The organism is Spongisporangium articulatum (assembly GCF_044465595.1).
GTDB lineage: Bacteria > Actinomycetota > Actinomycetes > Actinomycetales > Kineosporiaceae > Spongisporangium > Spongisporangium articulatum.
The window spans coordinates 280,384-305,357 of record NZ_JBITLV010000005.1; the positions used below are offsets into that span (position 1 = coordinate 280,384).

The 24,974-nt window shown below is 72.6% G+C and carries 25 protein-coding genes; 9 read left to right on the forward strand and 16 right to left on the reverse strand.

All coding sequences use genetic code 11. From position 1 onward, the window contains the following. Positions 1-35: 35 nt before the first annotated feature. On the reverse strand, positions 36-1,121 hold the full coding sequence (locus ACIB24_RS16365; protein WP_398282552.1) for an SGNH/GDSL hydrolase family protein: 1,086 nt from the start codon (positions 1,119-1,121) through the stop codon (positions 36-38). Positions 1,122-1,288: 167 nt separating this feature from the next. Between ACIB24_RS16365 and ACIB24_RS16370 the strand changes: the two genes are divergently transcribed. Continuing rightward, positions 1,289-1,651, forward strand: a complete 363-nt coding sequence (locus tag ACIB24_RS16370; protein WP_398282554.1) for a hypothetical protein — start codon at positions 1,289-1,291, stop codon at positions 1,649-1,651. A 31-nt stretch (positions 1,652-1,682) separates the two neighbouring features. Here the strand turns inward: ACIB24_RS16370 and ACIB24_RS16375 are convergent, their stop codons facing one another. The 9 genes from ACIB24_RS16375 to ACIB24_RS16415 form a co-directional block, all read right to left on the reverse strand. Further along, positions 1,683-2,441, reverse strand: a complete 759-nt coding sequence (locus tag ACIB24_RS16375) for a hypothetical protein (RefSeq protein ID WP_398282556.1) — start codon at positions 2,439-2,441, stop codon at positions 1,683-1,685. 311 nt (positions 2,442-2,752) lie between these two features. Further along, a complete protein-coding gene (locus tag ACIB24_RS16380; protein WP_398282558.1) occupies positions 2,753-3,109 on the reverse strand; it encodes a hypothetical protein in 357 nt (118 codons plus the stop codon). A gap of 11 nt (positions 3,110-3,120) precedes the next feature. Then, entirely contained in the window at positions 3,121-3,837 is a 717-nt protein-coding gene (locus tag ACIB24_RS16385; protein WP_398282560.1) for a gamma-glutamyl-gamma-aminobutyrate hydrolase family protein, read from the reverse strand. 14 nt (positions 3,838-3,851) lie between these two features. Beyond that, positions 3,852-4,658 (reverse strand): 3-oxoacyl-ACP reductase, encoded by an 807-nt coding sequence (locus ACIB24_RS16390; protein WP_398282562.1) that lies wholly within the window; start codon positions 4,656-4,658, stop codon positions 3,852-3,854. A gap of 16 nt (positions 4,659-4,674) precedes the next feature. Continuing rightward, positions 4,675-6,039: an aldehyde dehydrogenase family protein gene (locus ACIB24_RS16395; protein WP_398282564.1), complete on the reverse strand. Its 1,365-nt coding sequence runs from the start codon at positions 6,037-6,039 to the stop codon at positions 4,675-4,677. Between the two features lie 17 nt (positions 6,040-6,056). Continuing rightward, positions 6,057-7,433 (reverse strand): glutamine synthetase family protein, encoded by a 1,377-nt coding sequence (locus ACIB24_RS16400; protein ID WP_398282566.1) that lies wholly within the window; start codon positions 7,431-7,433, stop codon positions 6,057-6,059. A 34-nt stretch (positions 7,434-7,467) separates the two neighbouring features. Then, the gene (gene cysC, locus ACIB24_RS16405) at positions 7,468-8,613 is read right to left on the reverse strand and encodes an adenylyl-sulfate kinase (protein WP_398282568.1); all 1,146 of its coding nucleotides are present in this window, start codon (positions 8,611-8,613) and stop codon (positions 7,468-7,470) included. Positions 8,614-8,644: 31 nt separating this feature from the next. After that, positions 8,645-10,276, reverse strand: coding sequence for an esterase-like activity of phytase family protein (locus ACIB24_RS16410; RefSeq protein ID WP_398282570.1), 1,632 nt, complete (start codon positions 10,274-10,276; stop codon positions 8,645-8,647). A gap of 160 nt (positions 10,277-10,436) precedes the next feature. Further along, on the reverse strand, positions 10,437-11,225 hold the full coding sequence (locus ACIB24_RS16415) for a Bax inhibitor-1/YccA family protein (protein WP_398282572.1): 789 nt from the start codon (positions 11,223-11,225) through the stop codon (positions 10,437-10,439). 153 nt (positions 11,226-11,378) lie between these two features. Here ACIB24_RS16415 and ACIB24_RS16420 point away from each other — a divergent pair, with 153 nt between their 5' ends. Next, the gene (locus ACIB24_RS16420) at positions 11,379-12,548 is read left to right on the forward strand and encodes a zinc ribbon domain-containing protein (protein WP_398282574.1); all 1,170 of its coding nucleotides are present in this window, start codon (positions 11,379-11,381) and stop codon (positions 12,546-12,548) included. Here the strand turns inward: ACIB24_RS16420 and ACIB24_RS16425 are convergent. The 4 genes from ACIB24_RS16425 to ACIB24_RS16440 all read right to left on the reverse strand — a co-directional run bounded on the left by ACIB24_RS16425 (position 12,519) and on the right by ACIB24_RS16440 (position 14,710). Further along, positions 12,519-13,010: a hypothetical protein gene (locus ACIB24_RS16425; RefSeq protein ID WP_398282576.1), complete on the reverse strand. Its 492-nt coding sequence runs from the start codon at positions 13,008-13,010 to the stop codon at positions 12,519-12,521. The genes ACIB24_RS16420 and ACIB24_RS16425 overlap by 30 nt on opposite strands. Before the next feature lie 106 nt (positions 13,011-13,116). Next, positions 13,117-13,458, reverse strand: a complete 342-nt coding sequence (locus ACIB24_RS16430) for a tetratricopeptide repeat protein (protein WP_398282578.1) — start codon at positions 13,456-13,458, stop codon at positions 13,117-13,119. Positions 13,459-13,493: 35 nt separating this feature from the next. Next, the gene (locus tag ACIB24_RS16435; RefSeq protein WP_398282882.1) at positions 13,494-14,087 is read right to left on the reverse strand and encodes a DUF6636 domain-containing protein; all 594 of its coding nucleotides are present in this window, start codon (positions 14,085-14,087) and stop codon (positions 13,494-13,496) included. 23 nt (positions 14,088-14,110) lie between these two features. Next, entirely contained in the window at positions 14,111-14,710 is a 600-nt protein-coding gene (locus ACIB24_RS16440) for a TetR/AcrR family transcriptional regulator (protein ID WP_398282580.1), read from the reverse strand. A 149-nt stretch (positions 14,711-14,859) separates the two neighbouring features. Between ACIB24_RS16440 and ACIB24_RS16445 the strand changes: the two genes are divergently transcribed. From ACIB24_RS16445 to ACIB24_RS16455, 3 genes are all read left to right on the forward strand, one after another. Next, positions 14,860-16,068: a thiolase family protein gene (locus ACIB24_RS16445; protein WP_398282582.1), complete on the forward strand. Its 1,209-nt coding sequence runs from the start codon at positions 14,860-14,862 to the stop codon at positions 16,066-16,068. 107 nt (positions 16,069-16,175) lie between these two features. Next, positions 16,176-17,570: an MFS transporter gene (locus tag ACIB24_RS16450; protein WP_398282584.1), complete on the forward strand. Its 1,395-nt coding sequence runs from the start codon at positions 16,176-16,178 to the stop codon at positions 17,568-17,570. 109 nt (positions 17,571-17,679) lie between these two features. After that, the gene (locus ACIB24_RS16455; RefSeq protein WP_398282586.1) at positions 17,680-18,594 is read left to right on the forward strand and encodes a DUF4190 domain-containing protein; all 915 of its coding nucleotides are present in this window, start codon (positions 17,680-17,682) and stop codon (positions 18,592-18,594) included. Here the strand turns inward: ACIB24_RS16455 and bluB are convergent, their stop codons facing one another. Both bluB and ACIB24_RS16465 read right to left on the reverse strand, forming a co-directional pair. Beyond that, entirely contained in the window at positions 18,595-19,221 is a 627-nt protein-coding gene (bluB, locus tag ACIB24_RS16460) for a 5,6-dimethylbenzimidazole synthase (RefSeq protein WP_398282588.1), read from the reverse strand. Continuing rightward, on the reverse strand, positions 19,218-20,261 hold the full coding sequence (locus ACIB24_RS16465) for an adenosine deaminase (RefSeq protein WP_398282590.1): 1,044 nt from the start codon (positions 20,259-20,261) through the stop codon (positions 19,218-19,220). The genes bluB and ACIB24_RS16465 overlap by 4 nt, the downstream gene beginning before the upstream one ends. Positions 20,262-20,407: 146 nt before the next feature. Here ACIB24_RS16465 and kdpF point away from each other — a divergent pair, with 146 nt between their 5' ends. The 4 genes from kdpF to ACIB24_RS16485 are packed head-to-tail and all read left to right on the forward strand — an operon-like array spanning position 20,408 to position 24,958. Then, positions 20,408-20,497 carry a K(+)-transporting ATPase subunit F gene (gene kdpF / locus ACIB24_RS16470; RefSeq protein WP_398282592.1) on the forward strand — a complete coding sequence of 30 codons (90 nt, stop codon included), beginning with the start codon at positions 20,408-20,410 and terminating at the stop codon, positions 20,495-20,497. Further along, positions 20,497-22,164: a potassium-transporting ATPase subunit KdpA gene (gene kdpA, locus ACIB24_RS16475; RefSeq protein ID WP_398282594.1), complete on the forward strand. Its 1,668-nt coding sequence runs from the start codon at positions 20,497-20,499 to the stop codon at positions 22,162-22,164. The genes kdpF and kdpA overlap by 1 nt, the downstream gene beginning before the upstream one ends. Beyond that, on the forward strand, positions 22,164-24,296 hold the full coding sequence (kdpB, locus tag ACIB24_RS16480; protein WP_398282596.1) for a potassium-transporting ATPase subunit KdpB: 2,133 nt from the start codon (positions 22,164-22,166) through the stop codon (positions 24,294-24,296). Before kdpA ends, kdpB begins: the two co-directional genes overlap by 1 nt. Beyond that, complete coding sequence (locus ACIB24_RS16485) at positions 24,296-24,958, forward strand: potassium-transporting ATPase subunit C (protein WP_398282598.1); 663 nt, start codon at positions 24,296-24,298, stop codon at positions 24,956-24,958. The genes kdpB and ACIB24_RS16485 overlap by 1 nt, the downstream gene beginning before the upstream one ends. Positions 24,959-24,974 lie beyond the last annotated feature (16 nt).

Genomic DNA, 24,974 nt, shown 5'->3' on the forward strand with positions numbered 1-24,974 from the left:
TGGTGCCACAACTGTTCTGCCCAGCTAAGCGCCTGCTAACCGGTCTCCGCTGCACTCCGCGGGGTGGTCGTGGACACAGTCGGGCGGGCTTGTGGACTCGCGGCGGCTTCCTCGACCGGCCGGACGGCGGGCGCCGGCCCGGGCTGGGCCACCGGCTGCCGGCGGCGGCGCAGCAGGACCCAACGGCCCTGCGGGCCCCGGTCGGAGCCCGAGACCTCGGCACCGGTGACCTCGGTGCCGGCCGTGTCGACCGCGTGGACGGCGGCCGTCGCGATGTCGTCGATCCGGTCACCGGCACGCGTGTCGGGACGGCGGTCGTCGGTCGGCCAGTAGCCGGTGGCCGACGCGACCGCGGGCAGCATCGCCGCGGCGGCGCGGGCGTAGCCGGCCGCCGAGGGGTGGAACCGGTCGGAGCTGAACAGTTCCTTGGGGTGGGCGGAGAACTGGGGGCCGAGCAGGTCACCGAGGGAGACGGTGCGCCCACCCGCCTCCACCGCGGCGATGGTCTGGGCCGCGGCCAGCTGACGGCTCCAGCGCCGGGCCAGGTAACGCAGCGGGTAGGCGATCGGTTCGATCGTGCCCAGGTCGGGGCAGGTGCCGACGACGACCTCCACCCCCTCCTCGACCAGGCGACGCACCGCTCCCTCCAGCCAGCGGACCGCGACCGACGGACGGGTGCGCCGGGTGACGTCGTTGGCGCCGATCATGATCACCGCGACCGTGGGCTTCGGCCCCTCGGTCAGCAGCCGCTCCACCTGGCCGGCCAGTTCCTCGGAACGCCCGCCGACCCGACCGGCCTCCCGCAGGACGACGGACCGCCCGGACAGGGCCGCCAGCCCGGTGGCCATCACCGCCCCGGGCGTCTCGCCGGGCAGGTTCGCACCCAGGCCGACGGACGTGGAGTCGCCCAGCATGGCGAGCACCAGCGGCTCACCCCGGCCGGCGCCGTACACCCCGTCCGCGCCGGGCCCGGCGGTCCCGAAGGGTTGGCCGATCCACCGCCGGGCCAGCTTGATCTCCCCCGCGATCAGCCCGACCATCGCCGCGCCCAGCATCCCCAGACCGCTGCCGCCGTAGACGGCCGCCGCCGCGACCCGACGGGCCCGACCTTCTCGACTCACCGCACACCTCCCTGCGCGTACCCCACGGTAGCCACCGGGCACCGCGTCCGCCCGACCCCGACTCGTGCGACACAGCGCGGAACGGGCAGGATGATGTTCCTGCGGGGTACGGGGGCCGATTCGAACAATGGGATCCGGCCGCCCCGCGAAGGGGGCGTTGGCGAGAGATGATCCTGGTCAGGCGGGTTCCCGCCGGCTCCGTGCAACGGGTGGTCCTGCTGGGCGCCCTGGGGGTGGACGACGAGGCCCTGGTCACGCGGTTGCCGGCCACCCTGCCGGACCGGACCCGCACGGTGCGGATGCTGCTGAACAAGCTCTGGCTGGGTGACGAGCAGGGCCCGCAGGTGCTGTGCCGGCTCGACCGGGCCCTCGCCGCGGCGCAGGTCGAGCGCCTGTGGCTGGGGGCCACCCCGGAGACGGCGGAGGCGCTGGCCCGCGGCGGGCTTCGGGCGACGACGACCCCCCTCGAACGCCGCGACCTGCGGGCGAGCGCCTCGTGGGCGGGCGCCCCGCCGTCCCTGCTCGACTGAACCGTCCGGCGGGACGGTTCAGCCGGACGGGTCAGTTGAGATCCTTGACCGCCAGGTTGCCCGGGACGTCGATGCAGCCGTCGGCGAGCGCGACCAGACCGGCCTTGTCACCGGGGCCGTAGGCGTTCGGCGCGTACTTCGTGAGCTCGGGGTCCATCAGGTTCTTCGTGGTCTGGACGTGCTCCAGCCCCATGACGTGGCCCAGTTCGTGCAGCAGCAGGTTGCCCTGGGTGGTTCCCTCGCCGAAGCCCTTCTTCAGGCCGGGCAGGGAACTGGCGTTCAGGATCGCGTACCCGCGCACGGCGGCCACCCCGGTGCCGCCGCTCGACGTGGTCCAGCTGTTCCAGAGCACGCCGCCGACGCCCAGGGTGTCCTTGGCGAAGGAGAAGTCGGTCCGGCCCTTGTTCACCACGGCGACGACGATCTCGGCCGGCGAGGCGGCCAGGTTCTCCTTGGTCGGGACGAACGAGGTGGTGCCCTTGTAGGTGTACGAGATGCCGTTGATCGCCGCCAGTTTGGCGAAGCCCTTGCGCACCATCCGCAGCGTGTCGGCCTTGGCGCCGGACTTCACACCGGCCAGGTTCACCGCGTAGGTGATGGTCTTCTGGCAGGCGTTCCAGCGCACCTGGGAGGTGCTGCCGTCCTTGAGCGTGACGCTCATCGTCCGGTACGACGTGGCGGCGACCTGTTGAGAGCCGCCGAGGAACGGCAGTTGCCCACTGCTGATGCTCAGGCCACCGACGGCCAACAGGCCGGCCAGCGGCACGAGCTTGAAGAAATGGCGACGCATCTGTTTAGCCTCCGTGGCGTTTTGCACCCGCAGACCGCTCCGTGTCCACGTTCACCTTCCGTAGAAGACTGACGGCAGGCAGTAGCGAAAGCGAATGCTCCGCGCGGGGGACCCCGGCCGGCGCCCCACTCCGGAACGCTGACCCTGAGCGACCGGAAAGCCCGACACATCGGCGCTTTTCCGCACGAGGGCGACCATGCCGAACTACCCCGAACGGGACACACAGCAAGCGAGTGAGGGCATCCGCCACGCGCGTAGGTTGTGAACGCGGGGCGCCGACACCACCCGGCCGGCTCAGCCTTCCAAGCCCTCTATAACAACGCGTACACGCGATCGAGGGCCTCGACGGCGCGCGAACGGAACAGATCGCCCCGGTCCCGGGCCGCCGTCAACAGATCGTGACCGAGGACGAGGGCCTGGTCGGCCAGGGCGTGCGGGGCCAGCTCCGGCACCGGGCGGTGCGGCTGCCCCTCCCCGTCGGCGGCCAGGTCGGCGACCGCCTGCAGCGCCGCGCGCACCGCGGCCAGGTGCTCGGCGGCCTCGGGGCCGGAGCGCCCGGCCAGGCGCGGGCCCATCACCCGCAGCCGACCGGCGAGCCGGTCGAGGTGGCGCTGCGCGTCGTCCGGCGTGGGGCTCAGCCGCTCGGCTCGCTCGGGTTGCTCGGTCACGTCGGTGCCGCTCAGACCGGACGCCGGGACGCCGCCTCGACCAGGCCGGCGAAGATCCCGCCGTCCTCACCCTCCTCCGGGTGCCACTGCACGCCCAGCAGGAAGTCCCGGCCCGGGTCCTCGACGGCCTCCACCACGCCGTCCGAGCTGCGGGCCACGACCACGAGTCCGCGGCCCAGCCGTTCCACCGCCTGGTGGTGGTGGCAGGCGACCTTCAGCCCACCGGCGGCCGAGGCCCCGAGCAGCGCCTCGAGCCGGGTGCCGGAGTGCACGTGCACCTCGGGGTGCCCGTACACGCCGGGCGCCGGGTTGTGGTCCTCGTGCCCGACGAGTTCCGGCACGTGCTGGGTCAGGGTCCCGCCGCGGGCGACGTTGAGCACCTGGACGCCGCGGCACACCGCGAGCACCGGGACGTCGGCCGCCTCGGCGGCCGCCAGCAGGGCCAGCTCGGCGTCGTCCCGCTGCGCCCGGGGCGCCCCCGTGCGCTCGTGGGCGTCCGCGCCGTACCGGGCCGGGTCGACATCCGCCCCGCCGGCGAGCACGAGCCCGTCGAGCCGCGCGAGCGCGGCCTCCACCCCCGGGACCGACGGCAGCAGCACCGGCAGCCCGCCCGCCGCCCGCACGGAGTCGGCGTAGGCGGCGGGTAGCAGGTCGGTCGTGACCCCGTGCCAGACACCCCAGTGCGCGGGCTCACGGTAGGTGGTGATGCCGATCAGCGGTGCGGCCATGGCGGTGGTCCGTCCTACAGCGGGGTGACGTAGGCGCCGGTGATGCCGCCGTCCACCAGGAAGTTGCTGGCCGTGATGAACGAGGCGTCGTCGCTGGCCAGGAAGGCCACCGCCCCGGCGATCTCCTCCGGCTCGGCGAACCGGCCCAGCGGCACGTGCACGAGACGGCGGGCGGCCCGCTCCGGGTCCTTGGCGAACAGCTCGATCAGCAGCGGCGTGGCCACCGGTCCCGGTGACAGCGCGTTGACCCGGATGCCCTCCCGGGCGAACTGGACCCCCAGCTCGCGGGTCATGGCCAGCACGCCGCCCTTGCTCGCCGTGTAGGAGATCTGGGAGGTGGCCGCGCCGAGCGTGGCGACGAAGGAGGCCGTGTTGACGATCGACCCCTTGCCGGCCCGCTGCATGTACGGCAGCACGGCCTTGCAGCCCAGGAACACCGACTTCAGGTTGACGTCCTGGACCCGCTGCCACGCCTCCAGACCGGTGTCCAGGATCGAGTCGTCGTCGGGTGGGGAGATGCCGGCGTTGTGGAAGGCGACGTCGATCCGGCCGTAGGTGTCGAAGGCGGTGGCGTAGATCCGCTCGTTGTCCTCGGGGCTGGTCACGTCGGCGGCCACGAACAGGCCGTCCAGCTCCTGGGCGGCCGCCTCCCCCGCCTCGGCGTTGGTGTCCACGACGACGACCCGGGCCCCCTCCGAGGCGAGCCGGCGGCCGGTGGCCAGGCCGATACCCCCGGCGCCGCCGGTGATCACGGCGACGCGGTCGGTGAAACGCTCCACAGCTTCTCCTTGGTGATCATGCACAAACTCGTTGTCGATCATGCACAAACGCAGGTTCTCACTCGTGCGAGATGAAGACGGTCTTCTCCTCCGTGAAGGCGAGGACGGCGTCCGGGCCCAGCTCGCGGCCGATGCCCGACCGCTTGAACCCCCCGAAGGGGGTGTTGTACCGCACCGAGGAGTGCGAGTTCACGGACAGGTTCCCCGCGGCCACGCCGCGGGCCACCCGCAGGGCGCGCCCGACGTCCCGGGTCCAGATGGAGCCGGACAACCCGTACTCGGAGTCGTTGGCCATGCTCAGCGCCTCGGCCTCGTCCTCGAACGGCATCACCGCCACCACGGGCCCGAACACCTCCTCACGCCACACCGGGTCGGCCGCCGAGCGCGGCAGGACGACGGTCGGCGGGTACCAGAAGCCCTTCCCCTCGGGCGCTTTGCCACGGAAGGCCACGTCGACGGGGGCTGGCGCGTCCTCGACGAAACCGCGCACACGGGCCCGGTGCTCGGCGCTGATCAACGGGCCCATCTCGGTGCCCTCGTCGCCCGGCGGGCCGACCGCCACGCCGGCCACAGCGGGCTCGAGTAGCTCGAGGAACCGCTCGTACACGCTGCGCTGCACCAGGATCCGCGACCGGGCGCAGCAGTCCTGACCCGCGTTGTCGAACACGCCGTAGGGCGCGGTGGCGGCGGCCTTCTCCAGGTCGGCGTCGGCGAACACGATGTTCGCGCTCTTGCCGCCCAGCTCCAGGGTCACCTGCTTCACGTGCGCGGCCGCCCGGGCCATGATCCGGGTGCCGACCGCGGTCGAGCCGGTGAACACGATCTTGCCGACGTCCGGGTGGTCGACGAGCCGCTCACCGATCAGCCGCCCCGGGCCGGGCAGGACCGTGAAAACGCCCTCCGGAAGGCCGGCCTCGCGGCCCAGCTCGGCCAGCCGGATCGCCGTCAACGGGGTCAGCTCGGCCGGTTTGAGCAGGACGACGTTGCCCGCGGCGAGCGCGGGTGCGAACCCCCAGCCGGCGATCGGCATCGGGAAGTTCCACGGCACGATGATGCCGACCACGCCCACCGGTTCGTGGAACGTGACGGCGGTCCCCCCGGCCACCGGGATCTGCCGCCCCGAGAGCCTTTCCGGCGCCGCCGAGTAGTACTGCAGCACGTCCCGGACGTTTCCGGCCTCCCACCGTGCGTTGCCGACGGTGTGCCCGGCGCTGCGCACCTCGAGCTGGGCCAGCTCCTCCAGGTGCTCGTCGACCAGCGCGGCGAAACGACGCAGCAGCCCGGCCCGTTCGGCGGGCGTGACGGCCGCCCAGGCGGGAGCGGCGGCGACGGCCCGGGCCACCGCCTCGTCGGTCTCCTCGACCCCCAGGGACGGGACGGAGGCGACGACCTCCTCGGTCGCGGGGTTCAGGACCTCATGCACTGCCGAGTGTTCCGTGCTCACAGACGTTCGAACCCTCTCCGCTTCTCCCAGTCGGTCACGGCCGCGTCGAACGCCTCGAGTTCGATGGTCGCGGCGTGCACGTAGTGGTCGACCACCTCGTCGCCGAACAGTTCACGGGCCAGGCCCGACCCGGCGAACAGGTCCCGGGCCTCACGCAACGTCGTGGGTACCCGCTCGACATCGTCACGCTCGTAGGCGTTCCCGGTCAGCGGTGGCTCCAGCTCGCGCTGCGTCCGGATGCCCCACAGGCCGGCGGCCAGCATCCCGGCCAGGGCCAGGTACGGGTTCACGTCGGCGCCCGGCACCCGGTTCTCGACCCGTAGACCGGCGCCGTGACCGACCACCCGCAACGCGCAGGTCCGGTTGTCCTCGCCCCAGGCGATCGCCGTCGGCGCGAACGAACCCGCCTGGAAACGCTTGTACGAGTTGATGTTCGGCGCGTACAGCAGGGTGAACTCACGCAGCGTGGCCTGCACACCGGCCACGAAGCTCGTGAACACCGAGGACCGGCCGCCCTCGCCGGCGGCGAAGGCCAGCGAACCGTCGAGCCCCCGCAGGCTCATGTGGATGTGCGACGAGTTGCCCTCGCGCTCGTCGTACTTGGCCATGAAGGTCAGCGACTTCCCGTGCGCCGAGGCGATCTGCTTCGAGGCCGTCTTGAACACGACATGGTTGTCAGCGGTGACCAGCGCCTGGTCGTACTTGAACGCGATCTCGTGCTGGCCGAGATTGCACTCCCCCTTGGACGACTCGACGGTCAGCCCGGCGGCGTACATGGCGTTGCGGATGTCCCGGATCACCGGCTCGTCGTCCTCGGTGCCGAGGATCGAGTAGTCGACGTTGTACCGGGTCGACCCGCGCAGCCCGGCGTACCCCGCGTCGGCGGCCTGCTGGAACGAGTCCCGGAACATGAGGAACTCGAGTTCGGTCCCGGCGAAGCAGCCGAACCCGGCCGCCTCGGCCGCCGCCAGCTGCCCCCGCAGCACGGCGCGCGGCGAGATGTTCAGCTCCTGCTCGCCGTCGGGGCCGTGCACGAGCAGGTCGCACTGCACCATCGCCGAGCCCGGCATCCACGGTGTGCGGCGCAACGTGGCCAGGTCGGGGCGGATGAAGAAGTCGCCGTAGCCGGTCTCCCAGGAGGAGTTCCGGTACCCCGCGACGGTGTTCATCTCGACGTCCACGGCCAGCAGGTAGTTGCAGCCCTCCATGCCGTGGGGCGCCACCTCCTCGAGGAAGAACCGGGCGTGCACGCGCTTGCCCTGCAACCGGCCCTGCATGTCGGTGAACACCACGACGACCGTGTCGACGTCGCCGGCCTCGACGGCCTGACCGAGCGCGGTCAGGGACAGCGGGGAACCCTCTCGAGGTGCCATGCCGAATCCTTTCGACGAACGTCCCCGCAGTGTGTCAGCCCAGGTAGCCCCGGTGCAGTAGGAGGTCGTAGACGGCGGCCACGGCGTCTTCGACGCTCATCCGGGACGTGTCGAGACGCAGGTCGGCGTCGAGGGGCACCTCGTAGGGCGACGAGATTCCGGTGAACTCGGGGATCTCCCCCGCCCGGGCCTTCGCGTACAGACCCTTGCGGTCGCGGCGCTCGCACTCGGCCAGCGGCGTGGAGACGTGGATGAGTACGAAGTCGCCGTTCTCCTCGACCCACTCCCGCACCACGGCCCGGGTCTGCGCGAACGGCGCGATCGGCGCGCACACGGCCAGCCCGCCGTGCCGGGTCACCTCGGCGGCGACGAACCCGATCCGGCGGATGTTCAGGTCACGGTCGGCCCGGCCGAACCCGAGCCCGGCGGACAGCAGCCGGCGCACCTCGTCGCCGTCCAGCATCGAGACCGTCCGGACCTGCTCCAACCGCTCGACCAGGCGCTTGGCCACGGTCGACTTGCCGGAGCCGGACAGCCCGGTGAAGAAGACGGTCACCCCGCGCCGGTCCGGCGGCGGCAGGGTGCGCTCCCGCTCGACGACGAACGCCGGGTGCAGCGGCTCACCCGCCAGCTGGGTGTGGGGGTCGGGGACGACGAGGCGGGCGGCCCCGTAGGCGGCGGCCACCCGCTCGAGCAGGCCGCCGTCGTCCGCCAGCACGGGCACGGCCACCGGCACGACGGCACCCGCGCCGGGCAGCTCACGCACCGCCCGCAGCAGCGCGGCCGCCGGGAGGTCGACGCGGCGCCCGGCGCCGACCAGGGCGAGCCAGAGAACGGGGGTGTCGCCGGCGTCGGCCAGCGCGGCCTCCACCGTGGCGGAGGTCAGCGACCCCGAGACGGCGACCGCCACGGGCTTCTCCAGGCCGACCTCGGCCGGGGTCCGGCGCTCGGAACGGACCGGCCCGTGGCTGAAGGGCTTTCGCGCCTCGAGGAGCCCCGTCTCCGGGCGGTAGACCGCGACCGGCGTCCCCTCGGCGTCCTCCAGGACCACCTCGGCCGCGCCCGCGGCCTCGTCGGGAAGCTCGATCGGCGCGGGCAGCTCCGGCAGGACGCCGGTCAGCACCAGCTCGGCGAGCTCCAGGACGGCGCGGGGCGGGTGCCAGGTGACGGTGTCGGACACCGGACGATCCTGGCACACCGCCCCGACGCGGTTACTTGATGACCTTGAGGTTCACCGTGGCCGTGTAGGTCGTGGCCGTGCTCGCCCCGCTGACCCTGGTGAGGTCGACGCTCAGTACCTCGCCGTCGTCCTGCGTGCCGTCGGGGAGGATCTTCGGCTGGAGGGTCCACGGGTTGGTCTTGGTGTCGAGCCCGCCCAGCCCGAAGTCGTTGTCGTTGCTGATCACCAGCTTGGTGCCCCCGTTCAGCGCCGCGACGCCCTCGACCTTGTCGTGGCCGAAGAACGCCCCGTCGGGGTTGAGCGTCGAGACCAGGCCGGCCACGTCGAGGGTGAGGGTCTTCGTGCCGAGCGTGATGCCGGCCCCGGCCAGTGTGGCGGTCGCCGTGGCCGTGTCGGTGTCGCCGACCAGCTGCTCGAGGGTGCGACCACCGACCAGCAGGCCGCCGTTCGCCCCGTCGTAGACCGCGCCGGGTACCGCGGCGGCCGGCCCGACGTCGGTGGCCCCGCTGATGTCGACCGTGTAGATCCGCTTGTACGCGCCCGGTTCCAGCTTGCCGTCCCGCTCGACGACCAGGAACGTCGTCGCGGAGACCGCGGTGATCTCGCTGGCCGCCCCGGAGTTCACCTTGGGGTCGCTGAGCGGGTACAGGTACTCGTGCAGGGCACCGGTCCTCAGGTCCACCGTGACCAGCCGCAGCGGGACGACGTTGGCGGGCTTGATCGCGCCGCTGCCGGTCTGGTTCAACGCCGACTGCATGAGCCCGACCAGAGTCTTGCCGTCGGGGGTGATGGTCAGGCCCTCCATGCCGCGGTTGGCCAGCCGCTTCGACAGCTCCTGAGGCAGGCTGCCGTCGAAGGGCGAGAGCCGCCCGAGCTGCCGGCCGTTGCGGTCGAAGTGGGTGATCAGCGGGCCGTACTCGTCGGAGACCCAGAACGTGCCGTCCTTCAGCGCGACGATGCCCTCGGGGTCGTAGCCCGTCGCGGTGCAGGGCAGGACGGTGCCGTTCAGGTCGGTGATGGTCTCCCCCGTGCTGGCCGAGCAGTTGACCTGACCGTTGTACGGGGTGCCGTCGGCGGCCTTCAGGGTGATCTTCTTCAGCAGCACCGACCGGCCGTCGACGAGCGCGAACAGGCCGATGGCCGGGGCGAAGTCGGGGATCGGCTCGACCTTGGTACCGTTCGGGCCGTCGACGTTCGGCCCTCGGTCGGTCAGCCCGTAGAAGAGCGTCCGGCTGCCGGGCACCTGGGTGAACGCCGAACCGAACGCCCCGCCGGTGATCTGCACTCCGCCCACGGTGGCCAGCGGCGGCAGGTGTGTCTTGTACAGGTCGACCGCGTCGCTGGTCGTGTACGTGAACGAGTCGGGCCCGGTGTAGCCCGCGGCGGGGGTGTAGCTGAACGAGCCGTCGGCGTTCACCCTCACCGTGCCGTGGGCGGTCGCGCTGCTGCGCACGACGGTGGTCAGGTCGCCGAAGTCGTTGGCCAGCACGCCGTGGCCACCAACGGTGAGCGTCCGGCCCGCCTTGACGGCGTACCCGTCGGCGTTGGCCCGGGTGGGCCGGAACGGGGTGCCGGCGTGCGCGGGGCCGGCCGTCACGAGCGGGACGACGATCGCCGCCACCATCAGCGGGACGGCGAGCGCGCGGGCCTGGGTACGTGACACGGGTGAGCCTCCTGGGCGGGTCGCGGACACCCGGGGCGATGATCACCGGGCGCTGCGAGGCTCGTTCACCCGGATGGCCGTACGGCGACCAGACGCAGACGCCCGGCCGATGCCGTGGTGAACGGCGGTCGACCGGGCGTCGTGAGGTGCGGTGCCGTGCTCAGTCGCCGCGGATGATCGAGATCAGGCGCAGGATCTCCAGGTAGAGCCAGACCAGCGTGACCGTGAGGCCGAAGGCGCACAGCCACGAGTACTGCTGCGGCAGGCCGTTGCGCACGCCCTGCTCGATCTGGTCGAAGTCGAGGACCAGGAACAGCGAGGCCAGGACGACGCCCGCGGCGGCCAGCAGCAGTCCGAGCCCGGTGATGTCGTAGGCGCCCCGGCCCGAGGTGACCATCGCCAGCACGAAGTTCAGCAGACCGAAGACGAGGTAGCCGCCGGCCGCGATCAGCAGGATCTTGGTGAACTTCGGGGTGGCCCGGATGACGCCCGTCTTGTACAGGAACAGCATCACGCCGAACGCGCACAGGGTGCCGAGCACGGCCTGCACGACGATGCCGGGCTGGTACTGGTTGTACCAGTAGCTGATGCCACCGACGAAGACGCCCTCAATGGCCGCGTAGGCGAGGATCAGCGCGGGGCGGATGGTCTTGCTGAACGAGATCACCAGGCCCAGCACCAGCCCGACGATCGCCGCGCCGATGACGATGCCCAGGCCCGGCTTCACGTACAGGAACGTCGCCGCGGCCGTCGCGACGACGGTGCCCAGGGTGAGTGCGGTGCGCATCACCACGTCGTCGAGGGTCATCCGGCCGGTCTGGAGCGGACCGGCGGGCGGGGCGTCGTACTGCGCCTGCAGGTCGGCGGGCGACGGGGTCGCCGGGTTGAACGTGGCGTACCCCCCGCGCGAGAACTCCTTGCGCGACAGAACGGGGTTGCTGCTCTCCATCGTGGGGCCCTCCGAGCCGGGTGTTGGTCAGGTACCGCTCCCCTGATCAACTGTGTCCACCCCAGGAGAGTTCCCGGGGGTCCTCATCCTGTCCGTGATCATGCGCAAATGCAGCACGGGCCCCACCCGGGTGGGTGCACTAGGGTCTGCGCCGTGGCGGCCTACTGCACCAACTGCGGGACCCCTGCGACGCCGGGGGCGAACTTCTGCGCCCGGTGCGGCGCCCCTCTGGGCGGGGCGCCCCAGGCACCCCAGCAACCGCCGTCCCCGCACCAGCCGCCCCCGCCGTTCCGCCCGGCCGGGCCCACGGTGCCCCCGGCGATGCCGCCCGTGCCGCCGAGCTACCAGCCGCCGCACCCTCAACAGCCGGGTCAGCAGCCGCCGAACTACCCGCCACCGGGGTACCAGCAGCCCGGCTACGGTCCGCCGCCCGGCTACGGTCCGGGTTTCCCGCCGCCTCCGCCGCCGGGCCCGCAGGAACCGGTCGAGCTCGCCATCCCGTGGCGCTCCGAGGCGACCTACCGGGGCGCCCCGGTGGAGCTGTGGGGCGTCGTGGCCCTGATCGGGGTTCCCGCGCTCGTCTTCGTCATCTCTGCCCTGCGCAGCCTGGCCGACACCCTGGGCAACGGCCTGGTCACGACCCTGGCCGGGATCACCGGCACGCTCGGCTTCCTGGCGGTCGCGGGGGCCGCGGCCGCCGTGGCCTGGCTGGTCCGCCGGGGCGACCCGCTGGGCCGGGTGCTGGCCTGGGGGCTGGCCGCGGCCCTGCTCTTCTGGACGATGTACTACTCGACCCGGTTCAGCTCCGGGGCGGACGCCGGCACCGCGCTGTCGGTGCTCGCCGCCCTGGCCTGGTCGGTCGGGTTGGCTCTGCTCCCGGCGGTCAAGGAGTGGTTCGCCGACGGCGGCCGGGGCCGGGCCGAACACGTCACGGGCGACGGACCGGTCGACGTCCGGGCCGCGCAGGCCGCCGGGTACCTGCTGGGCGTCCTGCTCGCGATCACCGCGATCTACCAGCTGGTCTGGACGCAGTACGAGACCAGCAGCGTCGTCTTCGCCGTGCTGTCCGGCGCGCTGGCCGCAGTGGTGCTGGTCGTCGTCCCGATGGTCCGGCGCGGGAGGTCGAACGCCGCGCTCGCCCTGAGCGCCGCGGCCGCCGTCGCGTTCGTCCTGGTCGCGGTCCACCGGGACAACATCCAGGGCGGCTTGCAGCTGGCCCTGGTGGTCGGCATCGGGGTCGGTCTGTGGGCTCGGCCCGAGGCGCGTGCCTACACCTCCGGCGCGGCGGGCGGGTCAGCCGGGGGCCCGGCGCAGGGCGCCTGAGGTGTTGCGCCGCCAGGGGTTTCCGGCGGCATCGGTGTAGAGCGCGTCGGCCTGGTAGAGCTCCAGGTCGTCGACACCGAGTTGCGGCAGGGTGAAGACGACGTCCTCGCGCGGGGGGACGGTGACCGGCCCGCCGACGTCGGTGTTCAGGCTGTCCTCGCTCCGGCGGCCGAGGAACACCTTCAGGTGCGTGATGGGCAGTTCGCTGTCGTTGCGGACGACGACCCCCAGTCGGGCGCGCCCCTGCACGTCGGTCTCGGCGAGCCAGAGCGCGACCCGCTCGGCCTGGGCGCGCAGGGCGGCGTCGCGACGTTCGATGTCCGCGGCCACGAGTTCCTCGACGCGGGCCTCCGCCAGCTCCCGGTTCAGCCGGTGGGCGCGGCGGGCGTACCCGGCGGCGACGAGCGCGGCCAGGAGCGTGAGCCACGACGGCACGTCACCGAAGTCAGCCGTCGACCGCACCCACTCCACCCGACCGACCCTATCCGCGGTGTGCCCCGCCAGTGGGGGTGAAAACACCCTCCGCAGAGGCCGAATCACCCCCACAAGCGGGGCACACCGGGACCTACTAGAGGTAACTCGGGTCCATCGCGGCGGCCAGTCGCAGGTAGGTGCGGGCCTCGACGGGCCGGCCGCGACGCTGCAGCGTGCGGCCCAGCAGGAACGTCGACTCGACGTCGGCCGGGTCGCGCTCGACGATGCGCCGCAACAGCTCCTCGGCCCGGCCGAGCGCCGCGAACCGGTAGAGCGCCCGGGCCAGCAGCCGCTCGATGGCCGGGTCGCCGGGCTCGCGCTCGAGCGCCGCCTCGAGGTGACCGACGGCGCTGCGCGGGTCGTCGATGTCGAGGAAGAGCGAGCCGAGCCGGTACAGGTCGAACACCTCGTAGCCGTCGTAGTCGCGCTCGCTCATGGCCACGAGAACCGTTCTCAGCGCGCGGGTGTTCCTCAGAACAGCGTGTACGCCGAGCGGGAGACCGTGAAGCCCTTCTTGTTGTCGGTGTTCGTGCAGGTCAGGCCCGTCTTCTGGCTGACGCAGGTGATGTTGTGCCATTTCAGCCCGTGCCCGTAGGCGACGGTCTCGGCGCCCTGGACGTCGACCGCGTCGGACACGCACAGGCCTGCCTTGGGCGTCTTCTCCAGGGTCATCACGGTGCCCCAGTCGAACTCGCAGTCCTTCGGCTTGGGCGGCAACGTCCAGGTCGCCTTGTACACGTCGCAGCGCACCAGACCCTTGCGGAAGTCGTCGTCGCCCGGGTAGATCGCGCAGTGGATGTTGCCGCTCGGGGTCAGGAAGCTCAGGTACTCGTCGTCGCTGCCGTCGCGGACCTCGACGTGCGCGGCGGGCGGGTTCGCCGAGCCGGCCTTCGTCGGCGCCGGCTCGCCGGTGGCGATCGTGCCGCCGCCCCCGGTCGGGGACGGGGACGGGGACGCGGTGAGCGAGGGGCTCGAGACGGCGGACGGCGCCACGGCGGCCCCGCCCGAGGAACCACCCCCGCAGCCGGCGAGCGCGAGCGCCGCGAGGGTCACGACCGTCAGCATCCTGGGCACGCGCACAGGATGCCCTACTCGTCGGCCAACCCCACGAGCTTCCGGGACATCGAGACCGCGGCCGCGCCGGCCCGCACCGCGTCGGGCCGCCCGGCGCTGCCGTACAGCCCGTCGATCAGGAGCATCACGGCGTCGGCGAGATCCCGGGCGGGGCCGGCACTCTCGTGCTGGACGACGACCCGCTCGGCGAGCTTGTCGACCTCGGCGTGCGTCGTGGTGATGAAGTGCCGCGCCACCCGGGCCGCCGGGTCGGTCTCCGCGTCCGCGTCGGGGAACTCGACCAGGTAGTTGCGCACCGCGCAGCCGCGCTGCGCCTCGCCCCGCACGTCGGCCGCGATCTGGGCGACCATCGCCACCAGCTGCTCGCGCGGGTCGTCACCCGCCTGCCGCACAGCCCGGCCGGCCGAGCGGACCCGCGACGTGGCCACCGCCTCCAGGTACCCGGCGACCAGGTCGTTCTTGCTCGGGAAGTGCCCGTAGACGAGGTTCTTGCCGCAGCCGGCCGCGTCGATGATCTGCTGCATCCCCACCGCGCGGATTCCGTGCGCGTAGAACAACCCACCCGCCGCCAGCAGGACGCGCTCCCGCGCGTTGGGCGCCGCCGTACGTGCCACCTCGACCTCCTCGACCACCAGCCGTTCCGACGTGATCAGCGTAACGGACCGATCGGTCCCGGACCGGTTGTCCCCGCCGGGCGAGGGGAGCATCATCGGACCAATCAGTCCCGGACCGATCGGTCCGTACCTTAGAGGGGTGGTTCACCATGCGGGACGCAGTCATCGTCGACGCGGTCAGGACGCCGGTCGCCAAGGGCAAGCCAGGAGGCGCCTACTCGGGCGTGCACGCCGTCGACCTGCACGCGCACGCGCTGCGCAGCCTGGTCGAGCGCGTCGACGGGCTGGACGCGGCGGAGGTCGACGACGTGATCGGCGGCGCCGTGGCCCAGGTCGGCGAGCAGGGCGGCAACACGACGCGGTTCGCGCTACTGGCGGCCGGCTTCCCCGAGTCCGTGCCCGGGACCACCGTCGACCGGCAGTGCGGCAGCAGCCAGCAGGCGCTGAGTTTCGCGGCCCAGGGCGTGATCTCGGGCGCCTACGACATCGCGATCGCCAGCGGCGTGGAGTCGATGAGCCGGGTGCCGATCGGCAGCTCCGGCAACCTGCTCGGCCAGTGGGTGGACGTGCCCGGCCCGAGCGTGAAGGCCCGCTTCGACGGCGGGGTGATCCCGCAGGGGGTCGCGGCCGAGCTGATCGCCCGGCGGTGGGAGCTGTCCCGCGCCGAGCTCGACGAGTTCGCCCACGCCAGTCACGCCAAGGCGGCCGCGGCGTGGCGCGACGGGCGGTTCGCCGCTGAGGTCGCCCCGCTCAAGGTGACCGCCGAGGACGGCACGGTCGGCCAGCTGGAGATCGACGAGACCATCCGGCCCGCGACCACTCTCGACGGGTTGGCCGGATTGCGACCGGCCTTCGTCGGTGAGCACTGGGAACAGCGGTTCGGGCCGCTCGACTGGAAGGTCACGGCCGGCAACTCGTCGCCGCTGAACGACGGGTCGGCCGCCCTGCTGGTCACGAGTTCCGAGCTGGCGGCTGCCCGGGGCTGGCGGCCGCGCGCCCGGGTGCACACCGCGACCGCGGTCGGTGACGACCCGATCTTCATGCTCACGGCCATCATCCCGGCCACCGAGAAGGTGCTGCGCAAGGCCGGGCTGACCCTCGCCGACATCGACGCCTTCGAGGTCAACGAGGCCTTCTCGTCGGTCGTGCTGGCCTGGCAGAAGGAGACCGGCGCCGACCCGGCGAAGGTGAACATCAACGGCGGTGCCATCTCCATCGGGCACCCGCTGGGCGGCAGCGGCGCCCGGATCGCCACCACGCTGCTCGGCGTCCTGGAGCAGACCGGCGGCCGGTACGGGCTGCAGGTGATGTGCGAGGCCGGTGGTACGGCCAACGCGACCATCCTCGAGCGCCTGTAGCCGCTCGACCGCTCGCCGAGTGCGGGCTCCAGGCACTCGGGAGGCCGTCTGAACGCCGAGTGCGGTGCCTGCGCATCGCACTCGGCGCGGTCGGGGAAGATGGGTCCGTGCATCCCGGCCCACCCCAGAGCGGCGCGTCAGCCCGCCCGCCGATCGGTCCCGGGTTCACCCCGAAGACCGGCTCGGCGGCCGGTCGCGCGTTGCGGGCCACCGGGCGCGGCCTGAGCGCGGCCGGAAGGGCCACCGGCCGCGGCTTCCGGGACGTCGTGAACGCCCGCGGGGCCGGCGAGTCGGGCCTGGGCCGGATGACCTACCTGCACCTCGCGGCCACCGTCGCCGACACGCTCGTGGTCACCGCACTGGCCGGCACGATCTTCTTCTCCGTCACCACCGACGCGGCCCGCGGGCGGGTGGCGCTCTCCCTGGCCGTGACCGTCGTCCCGTTCGCGCTGCTGGCCCCGCTGATCGGGCCGCTGCTCGACCGCGCCCCGCACGGGCGCCGGTACGCGCTGGCCGCCTCGATGGTGGTCCGCGCGTTCCTGGCCTGGGTGATGGCCGGCGGCGTGAACGACACCGGGGTCGACATCGGCTTCTACCTCGCCGCGTGCGGATTCCTGGTCTGCCAGAAGGTGTACCTGGTGACCCGGGCGGCCGCCGTGCCGAGCGTGCTGCCGGCCGGGACCGAACTCGTGGCCGCCAACGCCCGGCTGTCGCTGTCGGGGGTGGTGGCGATGATCGTGGCCGCCCCGCTGGGCGCCGGGCTGACCGCCACCGCCGGACCGACCTGGACGCTGCGCCTCGCCTTCGCCGTGTTCGCCGGCGGCACCGCGCTCGCGCTGATGCTGCCCGCCTGGGTGGACGCCCCCCGGGGCCCCGGCGAGCCGGCCGCCGGACGCGCGGACGACGTCCCCCCGACCCGGCCGATGGCGGCCGGGCCCGCCCGGCGCGGGCTCGGCCACAGGGGGACGACGGCCCTGCGCGGCAACGCGGCCCTGCGCGCCTTCACCGGATTCCTCACGCTCTTCCTGGCCTTCCGACTGCGCACCGACCCACTCGGCGGGCTCAGCCCGGGGACGTCGGTCGCGCTGGTGATCGCCGTGTTCGGCGTGGGCAACGGCCTGGGGACGGCGGTCGGCGGGCTGCTGCGCCGGGTGCGGCCGGACGTCGTGGTCGTGGTGGCCACCGGCGTGGCCGCCGCGGTCTGCGGGGTGGCCGCCGTGTTCTACGGGACGGCGACCGTGGTGGCCGGTGCGTTCGCCGCCGGTCTGGCCCAGGGGCTGGCCAAACTGTGCCTGGACGCGCTGATCCAGTCGGACGTGCCCGAGTCGGTACGCACGGGGGCGTTCGCCCGGTCGGAGACGGTGCTCCAGCTGGCCTGGGTCGCCGGCGGCGGGGTGGGCCTGGTCGCGCCGCTGCCCGGGCCCTGGGGGCTGGGCCTCGGGGCGTTACTGGTGGCCATCGCCGTCACCGCGACGGTCCGCTCGAGCCGACGCGCCACATAACCCGAGCAAATCTCCTAACCCCCTGTCGCCGCCCCGCGTGGGAATGCAGAATCGACTCCCTGTGCGACCGCTGTGGTCGCCGAGGACCACCTCCGGGGGAAGGAAAGTCATGGACGACCAGGGCGGTTACACGCCGCGGAGCACTCCGAGCGGTTCGGGCGGGCAGGACCCGTACACGCAGGCCACCGACCCCTATGCGCCGCGCGACCCGTTCGCGCGCCCCGCTGAGCAGCCCGAGCCGTACGCGCAGCCGCAGTACGGCCAGCCCTACGCGGCCCCGGGGGCGCCTCCGGCCCAGGAGACCGGGCCGGCGAACGGGCCGACGACCGGGCCGACCGGGCCGCAGTACGGCCAGCCGGCCCAGCCGTACGCGCAGCAGTACGGCTACGCCCCGGCGTACGCGCAGCCCGGGGGCGACCCGGGCCGCAGCGGCTTCGCGATCGCGGCGCTGGTGTTCGGCATCATCGGCGGCGTACTGCTCTCCGTGATCTTCGCGATCGTGGCCCTGCGCGACATCAAGCGCACCGGCAAGCGGGGCCGCGGCATGGCCATCGCCGGTCTCGTGCTCAGCGGGTTGTACGTGCTGGCCTTCGCCGGACTGATCGCCTACGTGGCCTCGACCAGCGCGACCCGCGCGGACGACGGCACCGTCACCGACCCGGGTTCGATCGGCGTCCTGGACCTGAAGGTCGGCGACTGCCTGAAGTCGTTCGGCGAGGGCACGGTGACGTCGCTGGACGCCATCCCCTGTTCCCAGCCGCACGGCGCGCAGGCGGTGCTGGAGTTCGAGTTCGACCGCACCAAGTACCCGAGCACGTACGTCTACGCCGGCGACGCGAAGGTCGCGGGAGCGGCGCAGAAGGGGTGCCTGAAGCGGCTTCCGCAGTCGATCCTGCAGGACGACAGCATCGGTCTGTCCTTCCTGTACCCGGTCAAGGAGACCTGGGACACCGGCGACCGCAAGGTCACGTGCCTGGTCACCTCGGGCGACGACGGGGTCCCGCTGACCAAGTCGTACGTGTAGTCACCAGCCGTCGGTGTGCAGCGCCTCCGCCAGCGGGCGGCGGCGCCGCCACCCGTGCCGTTCGAGGTCGGGCACGGCCTCCAGGTGGGTGACCGGCCCCAGGCACAGCCACGCCACGGGCCGCAGGCCGTCGGGGAGGCCCAGCAGTCCGCTCAGGAACGGCTCGCGGTAGAACGAGACCCAGCCGACGCCCAGACCTTCCGCCGTGGCCGCCAGCCACAGGTTCTGGATGGCCAGGCAGGTCGAGTACAGCCCGGCGTCGGCGATCGCGTGGCGGCCGAGCACCGCCGGGCCACCGCGTGCGGCGTCGTAGGTGACGACGACCGACAGGGTCGACTCGAGCACGCCGTCGATCTTGATCCGCGAGAAGCGTTCCGCCGCCTCGGCGTCCAGGGTCGCGGCGAACGTGTCGCGTTCGGTCTGCACGTGCTCGTAGAACGCCTTGCGCAGCGTGTCGTCCCGGACGAGCACGAAGTCCCACGGCTGCGACAGCCCGACGCTGGGCGCCGCATGGGCCGCCTCGAGGACCCGCAGCAGGACGTCGTCCGGCAGGTCCCCGCCGGTGAACTGGCCGCGCACGTCGCGGCGGGCGTGGATCGTCTCGTACAGTCCGGCGAACTCGCTCACGCGGTCAGACCAGCCGTGTACGAGTCGATCTCGGCCAGCAACGCGCGCTTTCCGGCGTCGCCGAGGAACGACGCCCGGACGGCGGCCCGGGCGAGGTCGGCCACCCCGGCGGTGTCGAGCCCGAGCAGCTGGGCGGCCACCTCGTAGTCGTGGTTCAGCGTGGTCGAGAACATCGGCGGGTCGTCGGAGTTGATCGTCACCGGGACGCCCGCGGCGACCAGGGTGGGCAGCGGGTGCTCCTCGATCGAGGCGACGGCGCGGGTGCACACGTTCGACGTCGGGCACACCTCGAGGGTGATGCCGCGTTCGGCCAGGTGAGCCATCAGGGCCGGATCCTGCGCGGCGGCGATCCCGTGCCCGATCCGCTCGGCACCCAGGTGGTTCAGCGCGTCCCAGATCGTCTGCGAACCGGTGGTCTCCCCGGCGTGCGGAACGCTGCGCAGCCCGGCGGCGCGGGCCGCCTCGAAGTGGGGGGCGAACTGCGGCCGCGGGACGCCGATCTCCGGGCCGCCCAGCCCGAAGCTGACCAGGCCGTCGGGCCGCAGCCGCAGGGCGGCGTCCAGCGTGACGTCCGCGGCCGGGATGCCGGACTCCCCCGGGATGTCGAAGCACCACACCAGCTCGACGCCGAAGTCGGTGCGGGCCCGGCGCCGCGCGTCCTCGATCACCTCGACGAACGTCTCGGCGGACAGGTCCCGCCGCGTCTGGTTGTACGGCGAGCAGGTCAGCTCGGCGTAACGGATGTTCTGCCCGGCCATCTCGCGCGCGACCTCGTAGGTCAGCGTCCACAGGTCCTCGGGGGTGCGGACCAGGTCGGAGACGGCCAGGTAGACCTCGATGAAGTGGGCGAAGTCGGTGAACGTGAAGTACTCGGCCAGCTTCGCCTCGTCGGCCGGGACGGGGGTGTCGCCCTCGTGCCGGGCGGCCAGCTCGGCCACGATCCGGGGCGAGGCCGAGCCGACGTGGTGGACGTGCAGCTCCGCCTTGGGCAGGCCGGCCACGAAGGCGCTCAGGTCCGTAGAAAACGCGTGAACAGGCACGGCGGAACCGTAGCGATGCCGTGAACGCCCCTCCCGCGGGGCCCCGCGCGGAGGTCTGCTCGGGACGTGACCGATCTGATCTTCCTGTCGCTGACCATCGCCCTGACCGGCCTCCTGCTGCTGGTCGTCCGCGGGGCGGAGCGGCTGTGACCGCCGAGAACGCCGCCGCCCTCGTGATCGCCACCGGGCTGCTGGTGCTGCTCGTCGTGGCCCTGATCTTCCCTGAGAGGTTCTGATGTCGCAGTCCCTCGCGGGAGCGTTGTTCGTGCTCTCGCTGATCGCCGCCCTGGTGCTGGTGCACCGGCCGTTCGGCGACTACCTGTACCGCGTCGTCGAACCCGGGACCCGGCGTCACACCCGTCCCGAGCGACTCGTGTACCGGCTGGTGGGCGTCGACCCCGAGGCCGAACAGACGTGGGGCGTGTACGCGCGCAGCGTCGTCCTGTTCTCGGCGGTGGGCGTGGTCTTCCTCTACGCCTTCCTCCGACTGCAGGACCGCCTGTGGCTCAGCCTCGGGTTCGACGCGATGAAACCGGACCAGGCCTGGAACACCGCGGTCAGCTTCGTGACCAACACGAACTGGCAGTCGTACTCGGGCGAGTCGGCGACCGGTCACCTCGTGCAGGCCGCCGGCCTGGCGGTGCAGAACTTCGTCTCCGCGGCCGTCGGCATCGCCGTCGCCGTCGCACTGGTCCGCGGCTTCGCCCGCAGCGGCACCGACCGGCTGGGCAACTTCTGGGTCGACCTGACCCGCGTCGTGCTGCGGGTCCTGCTACCGCTGAGCGTGGCTGTCGCGCTGGCCCTGATCGCCGGCGGGGTGATCCAGAATCTCTCCGCCGGAACGGATGTCACGACGATCGCCGGGGGCGCCCAGCACCTGACCGGTGGCCCGGTCGCAAGCCAGGAGGCGATCAAGGAGCTCGGCACCAACGGTGGCGGCTTCTACAACGCCAACAGCGCCCACCCGTTCGAGAACCCGACCGCGTGGACCAACTGGGTGCAGGTCTTCCTGCTCCTCCTGATCCCGTTCAGCCTCCCCCGGATGTTCGGCCGGATGGTGGGCGACCGCCGCCAGGGCTACGCGATCGCCGCCGTGATGGCGACGCTGGCGGTGGCCGGCGTCGTGGCGCTCAACGTCGCCCAGCTGCACGCGGGCGGCACGGTGCCCGAGGCGGTCGGCGCGGCGACGGAGGGCACCGAGGCCCGGTTCGGCGTCAGCCAGTCCGCGACCTTCGCCGCCGCCACGACCCTCACGTCGACCGGGGCCGTCGACTCCTTCCACGACTCGTACACGTCGCTGGGCGGCGGGGTCGCCCTGGTCGACATGATGCTGGGCGAGATCGCCCCCGGCGGGACGGGTTCCGGGCTGTACGGGCTGCTCGTCCTGGCCGTCATCACGGTCTTCGTGGCCGGCCTGATGGTCGGGCGCACGCCGGAGTACCTCGGTAAGAAGATCCGCGGCCGGGAGATGACCTTCGCGTCGCTGTACCTGCTGACCACCCCGGCGCTGCTGCTGATCGGCACGGCGTCGGCGATGGCCCTGCGCACGGCGCGTGACTCGATGCTCAATGCTGAGGCGCACGGCTTCTCGGAGGTGCTCTACGCCTACACGTCGGCGGCCAACAACAACGGCTCGGCGTTCGCCGGGATCTCCGCGAACACCCCCTGGTACAACACGTCCCTCGGCGTCGTGATGCTGCTCGGCCGGCTGCTGCCCGTCGTCCTCGTGCTGGCGCTGGCCGGTTCCCTGGCCCGACAGAAGCCCGTCCCCGCCTCCGCCGGGACGCTGCGTACCTACCAGCCGCTCTTCGTGGGGATGGTCACCGGCGTCGCCGTGATCGTCGTGGCCCTGACCTTCCTGCCGGCCCTGGCGCTCGGCCCGCTCGCTGAAGGAGTGTCCTGATGAGCATCACGAGTCTCGAACCGCCGCAGGCGGTTCCGGCCCCGACGCCGCACCCGTCGTCCGCGCGGGCCGGCCTGTTCGACCCGCGCCAGCTGGCCCGCTCGCTGCCCGACGCGCTGGTCAAACTCGACCCGAGGACCTTGTGGCGCAACCCGGTCATGTTCATCGTCGAGGTCGGTTCGGTGTTCAGCACCGTGCTGGCGATCGCCGACCCCAGCGTCTTCGCCTGGCTCACCACGGCCTGGCTGTGGCTGACCGTCCTGTTCGCCAACCTGGCCGAGGCGGTGGCCGAGGGCCGTGGCAAGGCCCAGGCCGCCACGCTGCGCAACACCCGGCGCACGACGGTCGCCCGCCGGATCCGCGCCGAGGCGGGCGAGGAACGCGTCCCGGCCACGCAACTGCGGCCGGGTGACGAGGTCGTGGTCGAGGCCGGCGAGGTGATCCCCGGCGACGGGGACGTGGTGCGGGGCATCGCCAGCGTCGACGAGTCGGCCATCACCGGCGAGTCGGCACCCGTGATCAGGGAGTCCGGCGGCGACCGGAGCGCCGTGACCGGTGGCACGAAGGTGCTGTCCGACCGGATCGTCGTGCGGATCACCGCCAAACCCGGCGAGAGCTTCGTGGACCGGATGATCGCCCTGGTCGAGGGCGCCGACCGGCAGAAGACACCCAACGAGATCGCCCTGAACATCCTGCTGGCGGCCCTCACGATCGTCTTCCTGCTGGCCGTCGCCACCCTGCAGCCGTTGGCGATCTACGCGAAGGCGACCCAGGCCGCACCCGACACGCTCGCCCTCGACCGGAACGGGGTGACCGGGATCGTGCTGGTCAGCCTCCTGGTCTGCCTGATCCCGACCACGATCGGCGCCCTGCTGTCGGCCATCGGCATCGCCGGGATGGACCGGCTGGTCCAGCGCAACGTGCTGGCCATGTCCGGGCGCGCGGTCGAGGCGGCCGGTGACGTGAACACCCTGCTGCTGGACAAGACCGGCACGGTCACCCTGGGCAACCGGCAGGCCGGCGAATTCGTACCGGTGACCCGGGTTTCCGAGACCGATCTGGCCGACGCGGCGCAACTGTCGAGCCTGGCCGACGAGACCCCGGAGGGCCGCTCGATCGTGGTGTTCGCCAAGGAGCGGTTCGGGCTGCGCGAGCGGCACGCGGGCGAGCTCGAGGGCGCCACCTGGGTGCCGTTCACCGCACAGACCCGGATGTCGGGGGTCGACGTGGGAGGTCGCCAGGTGCGCAAGGGGGCCGCCGCCGCGGTGATGGCCTGGGTCCGGGCGAACGGCGGCCACCCGTCGTCCGAGGTCGGCCCGATCGTCGACGGCATCAGCGCCGCGGGTGGCACGCCACTCGTCGTGGCCGAGGTCGGGGCCGACGGCGTCGCCCGGGCGCTCGGCGTCATCCACCTCAAGGACGTCGTCAAACCCGGGATGCGCGAGCGCTTCGAGCAGATGCGCCGGATGGGCATCCGCACGGTCATGATCACGGGTGACAATCCGCTCACGGCGCGGGCCATCGCGCAGGAGGCGGGCGTCGACGACTTCCTCGCCGAGGCCACGCCCGAGGACAAGATGGCCCTCATCCGGCGCGAGCAGGAGGGCGGGAAGCTGGTCGCGATGACCGGCGACGGCACCAACGACGCGCCCGCGCTCGCGCAGGCCGACGTCGGTGTCGCGATGAACACCGGCACCTCGGCCGCCAAGGAGGCCGGGAACATGGTCGACCTCGACTCCGACCCGACGAAGCTCATCGAGATCGTCGAGATCGGCAAGCAACTGCTCATCACCCGCGGCGCGCTGACCACGTTCTCGATCGCCAACGACATCGCCAAGTACTTCGCGATCATCCCGGCCATGTTCGTCTCCGTGTACCCGGGCCTGCAGACGCTGAACGTCATGCGGCTGCACAGCCCGACGTCGGCGATCCTGTCGGCCGTCATCTTCAACGCGCTGGTCATCGTGGCGCTCATCCCCCTGGCCCTGCGCGGCGTCCGGTTCACCCCCGGGGGCGCCGAGGCGATGCTGCGTCGGAACCTGCTGATCTACGGGGTCGGCGGGGTCGTCGCCCCCTTCGTCGGCATCAAACTCATCGACCTGCTGGTCCAGTTCATCCCGGGAGTCTCGTGATGCTCAGCGTTCGCCGGCCCGTCGTGGCCCAGACCGTGGCCGGGCTGCGGGCCCTGCTCGTCTTCACCGTGATCTGCGGGATCCTCTACCCGGCGGTCGTTCTCGGCCTCGCGCAGCTGCCCGGGCTGAAGCCCCGGGCCGACGGCTCGCTGCTCACGGACCACGGGCGGCCGGTCGGCAGCTCGCTGATCGGCCAGTCCTTCACCGACGCCGCCGGGCAGCCGCTGATGCGGTACTTCCAGTCCCGTCCCAGCGCCGGCGGGTACGACCCCACGGCCAGCGGGGCGTCCAACCTCGGCCCCGAGAGCCCCGACCTGCTCTCCCAGGTGTGCGCCCGCAGCGCCGCCGTGGGCGCGCTGGAAGGGGTCAGCGGGGCCCGGCCGTACTGCGCCGACGGGGCGGGCACCCGGGCCCGCGGTGGGGCGCCCGCCGACCCCGCCGTCCCGGCCGATGCGGTGACCGCGAGCGGCAGCGGCCTGGACCCGGACATCAGCCCCGCCTACGCCCGGCTGCAGGAGCGCCGGGTGGCCGCGGCGCGCGGCCTTCCGGTGGACACCGTCCGCCGGTTGGTGGAGGAGCACACGACCGGGCGCACACTAGGTTTCCTCGGGGAGCCGGTGGTGAACGTGGTCGAGCTCAACCTGGCCCTCGACCAGCTCTGACTTCTCGTGATCATGG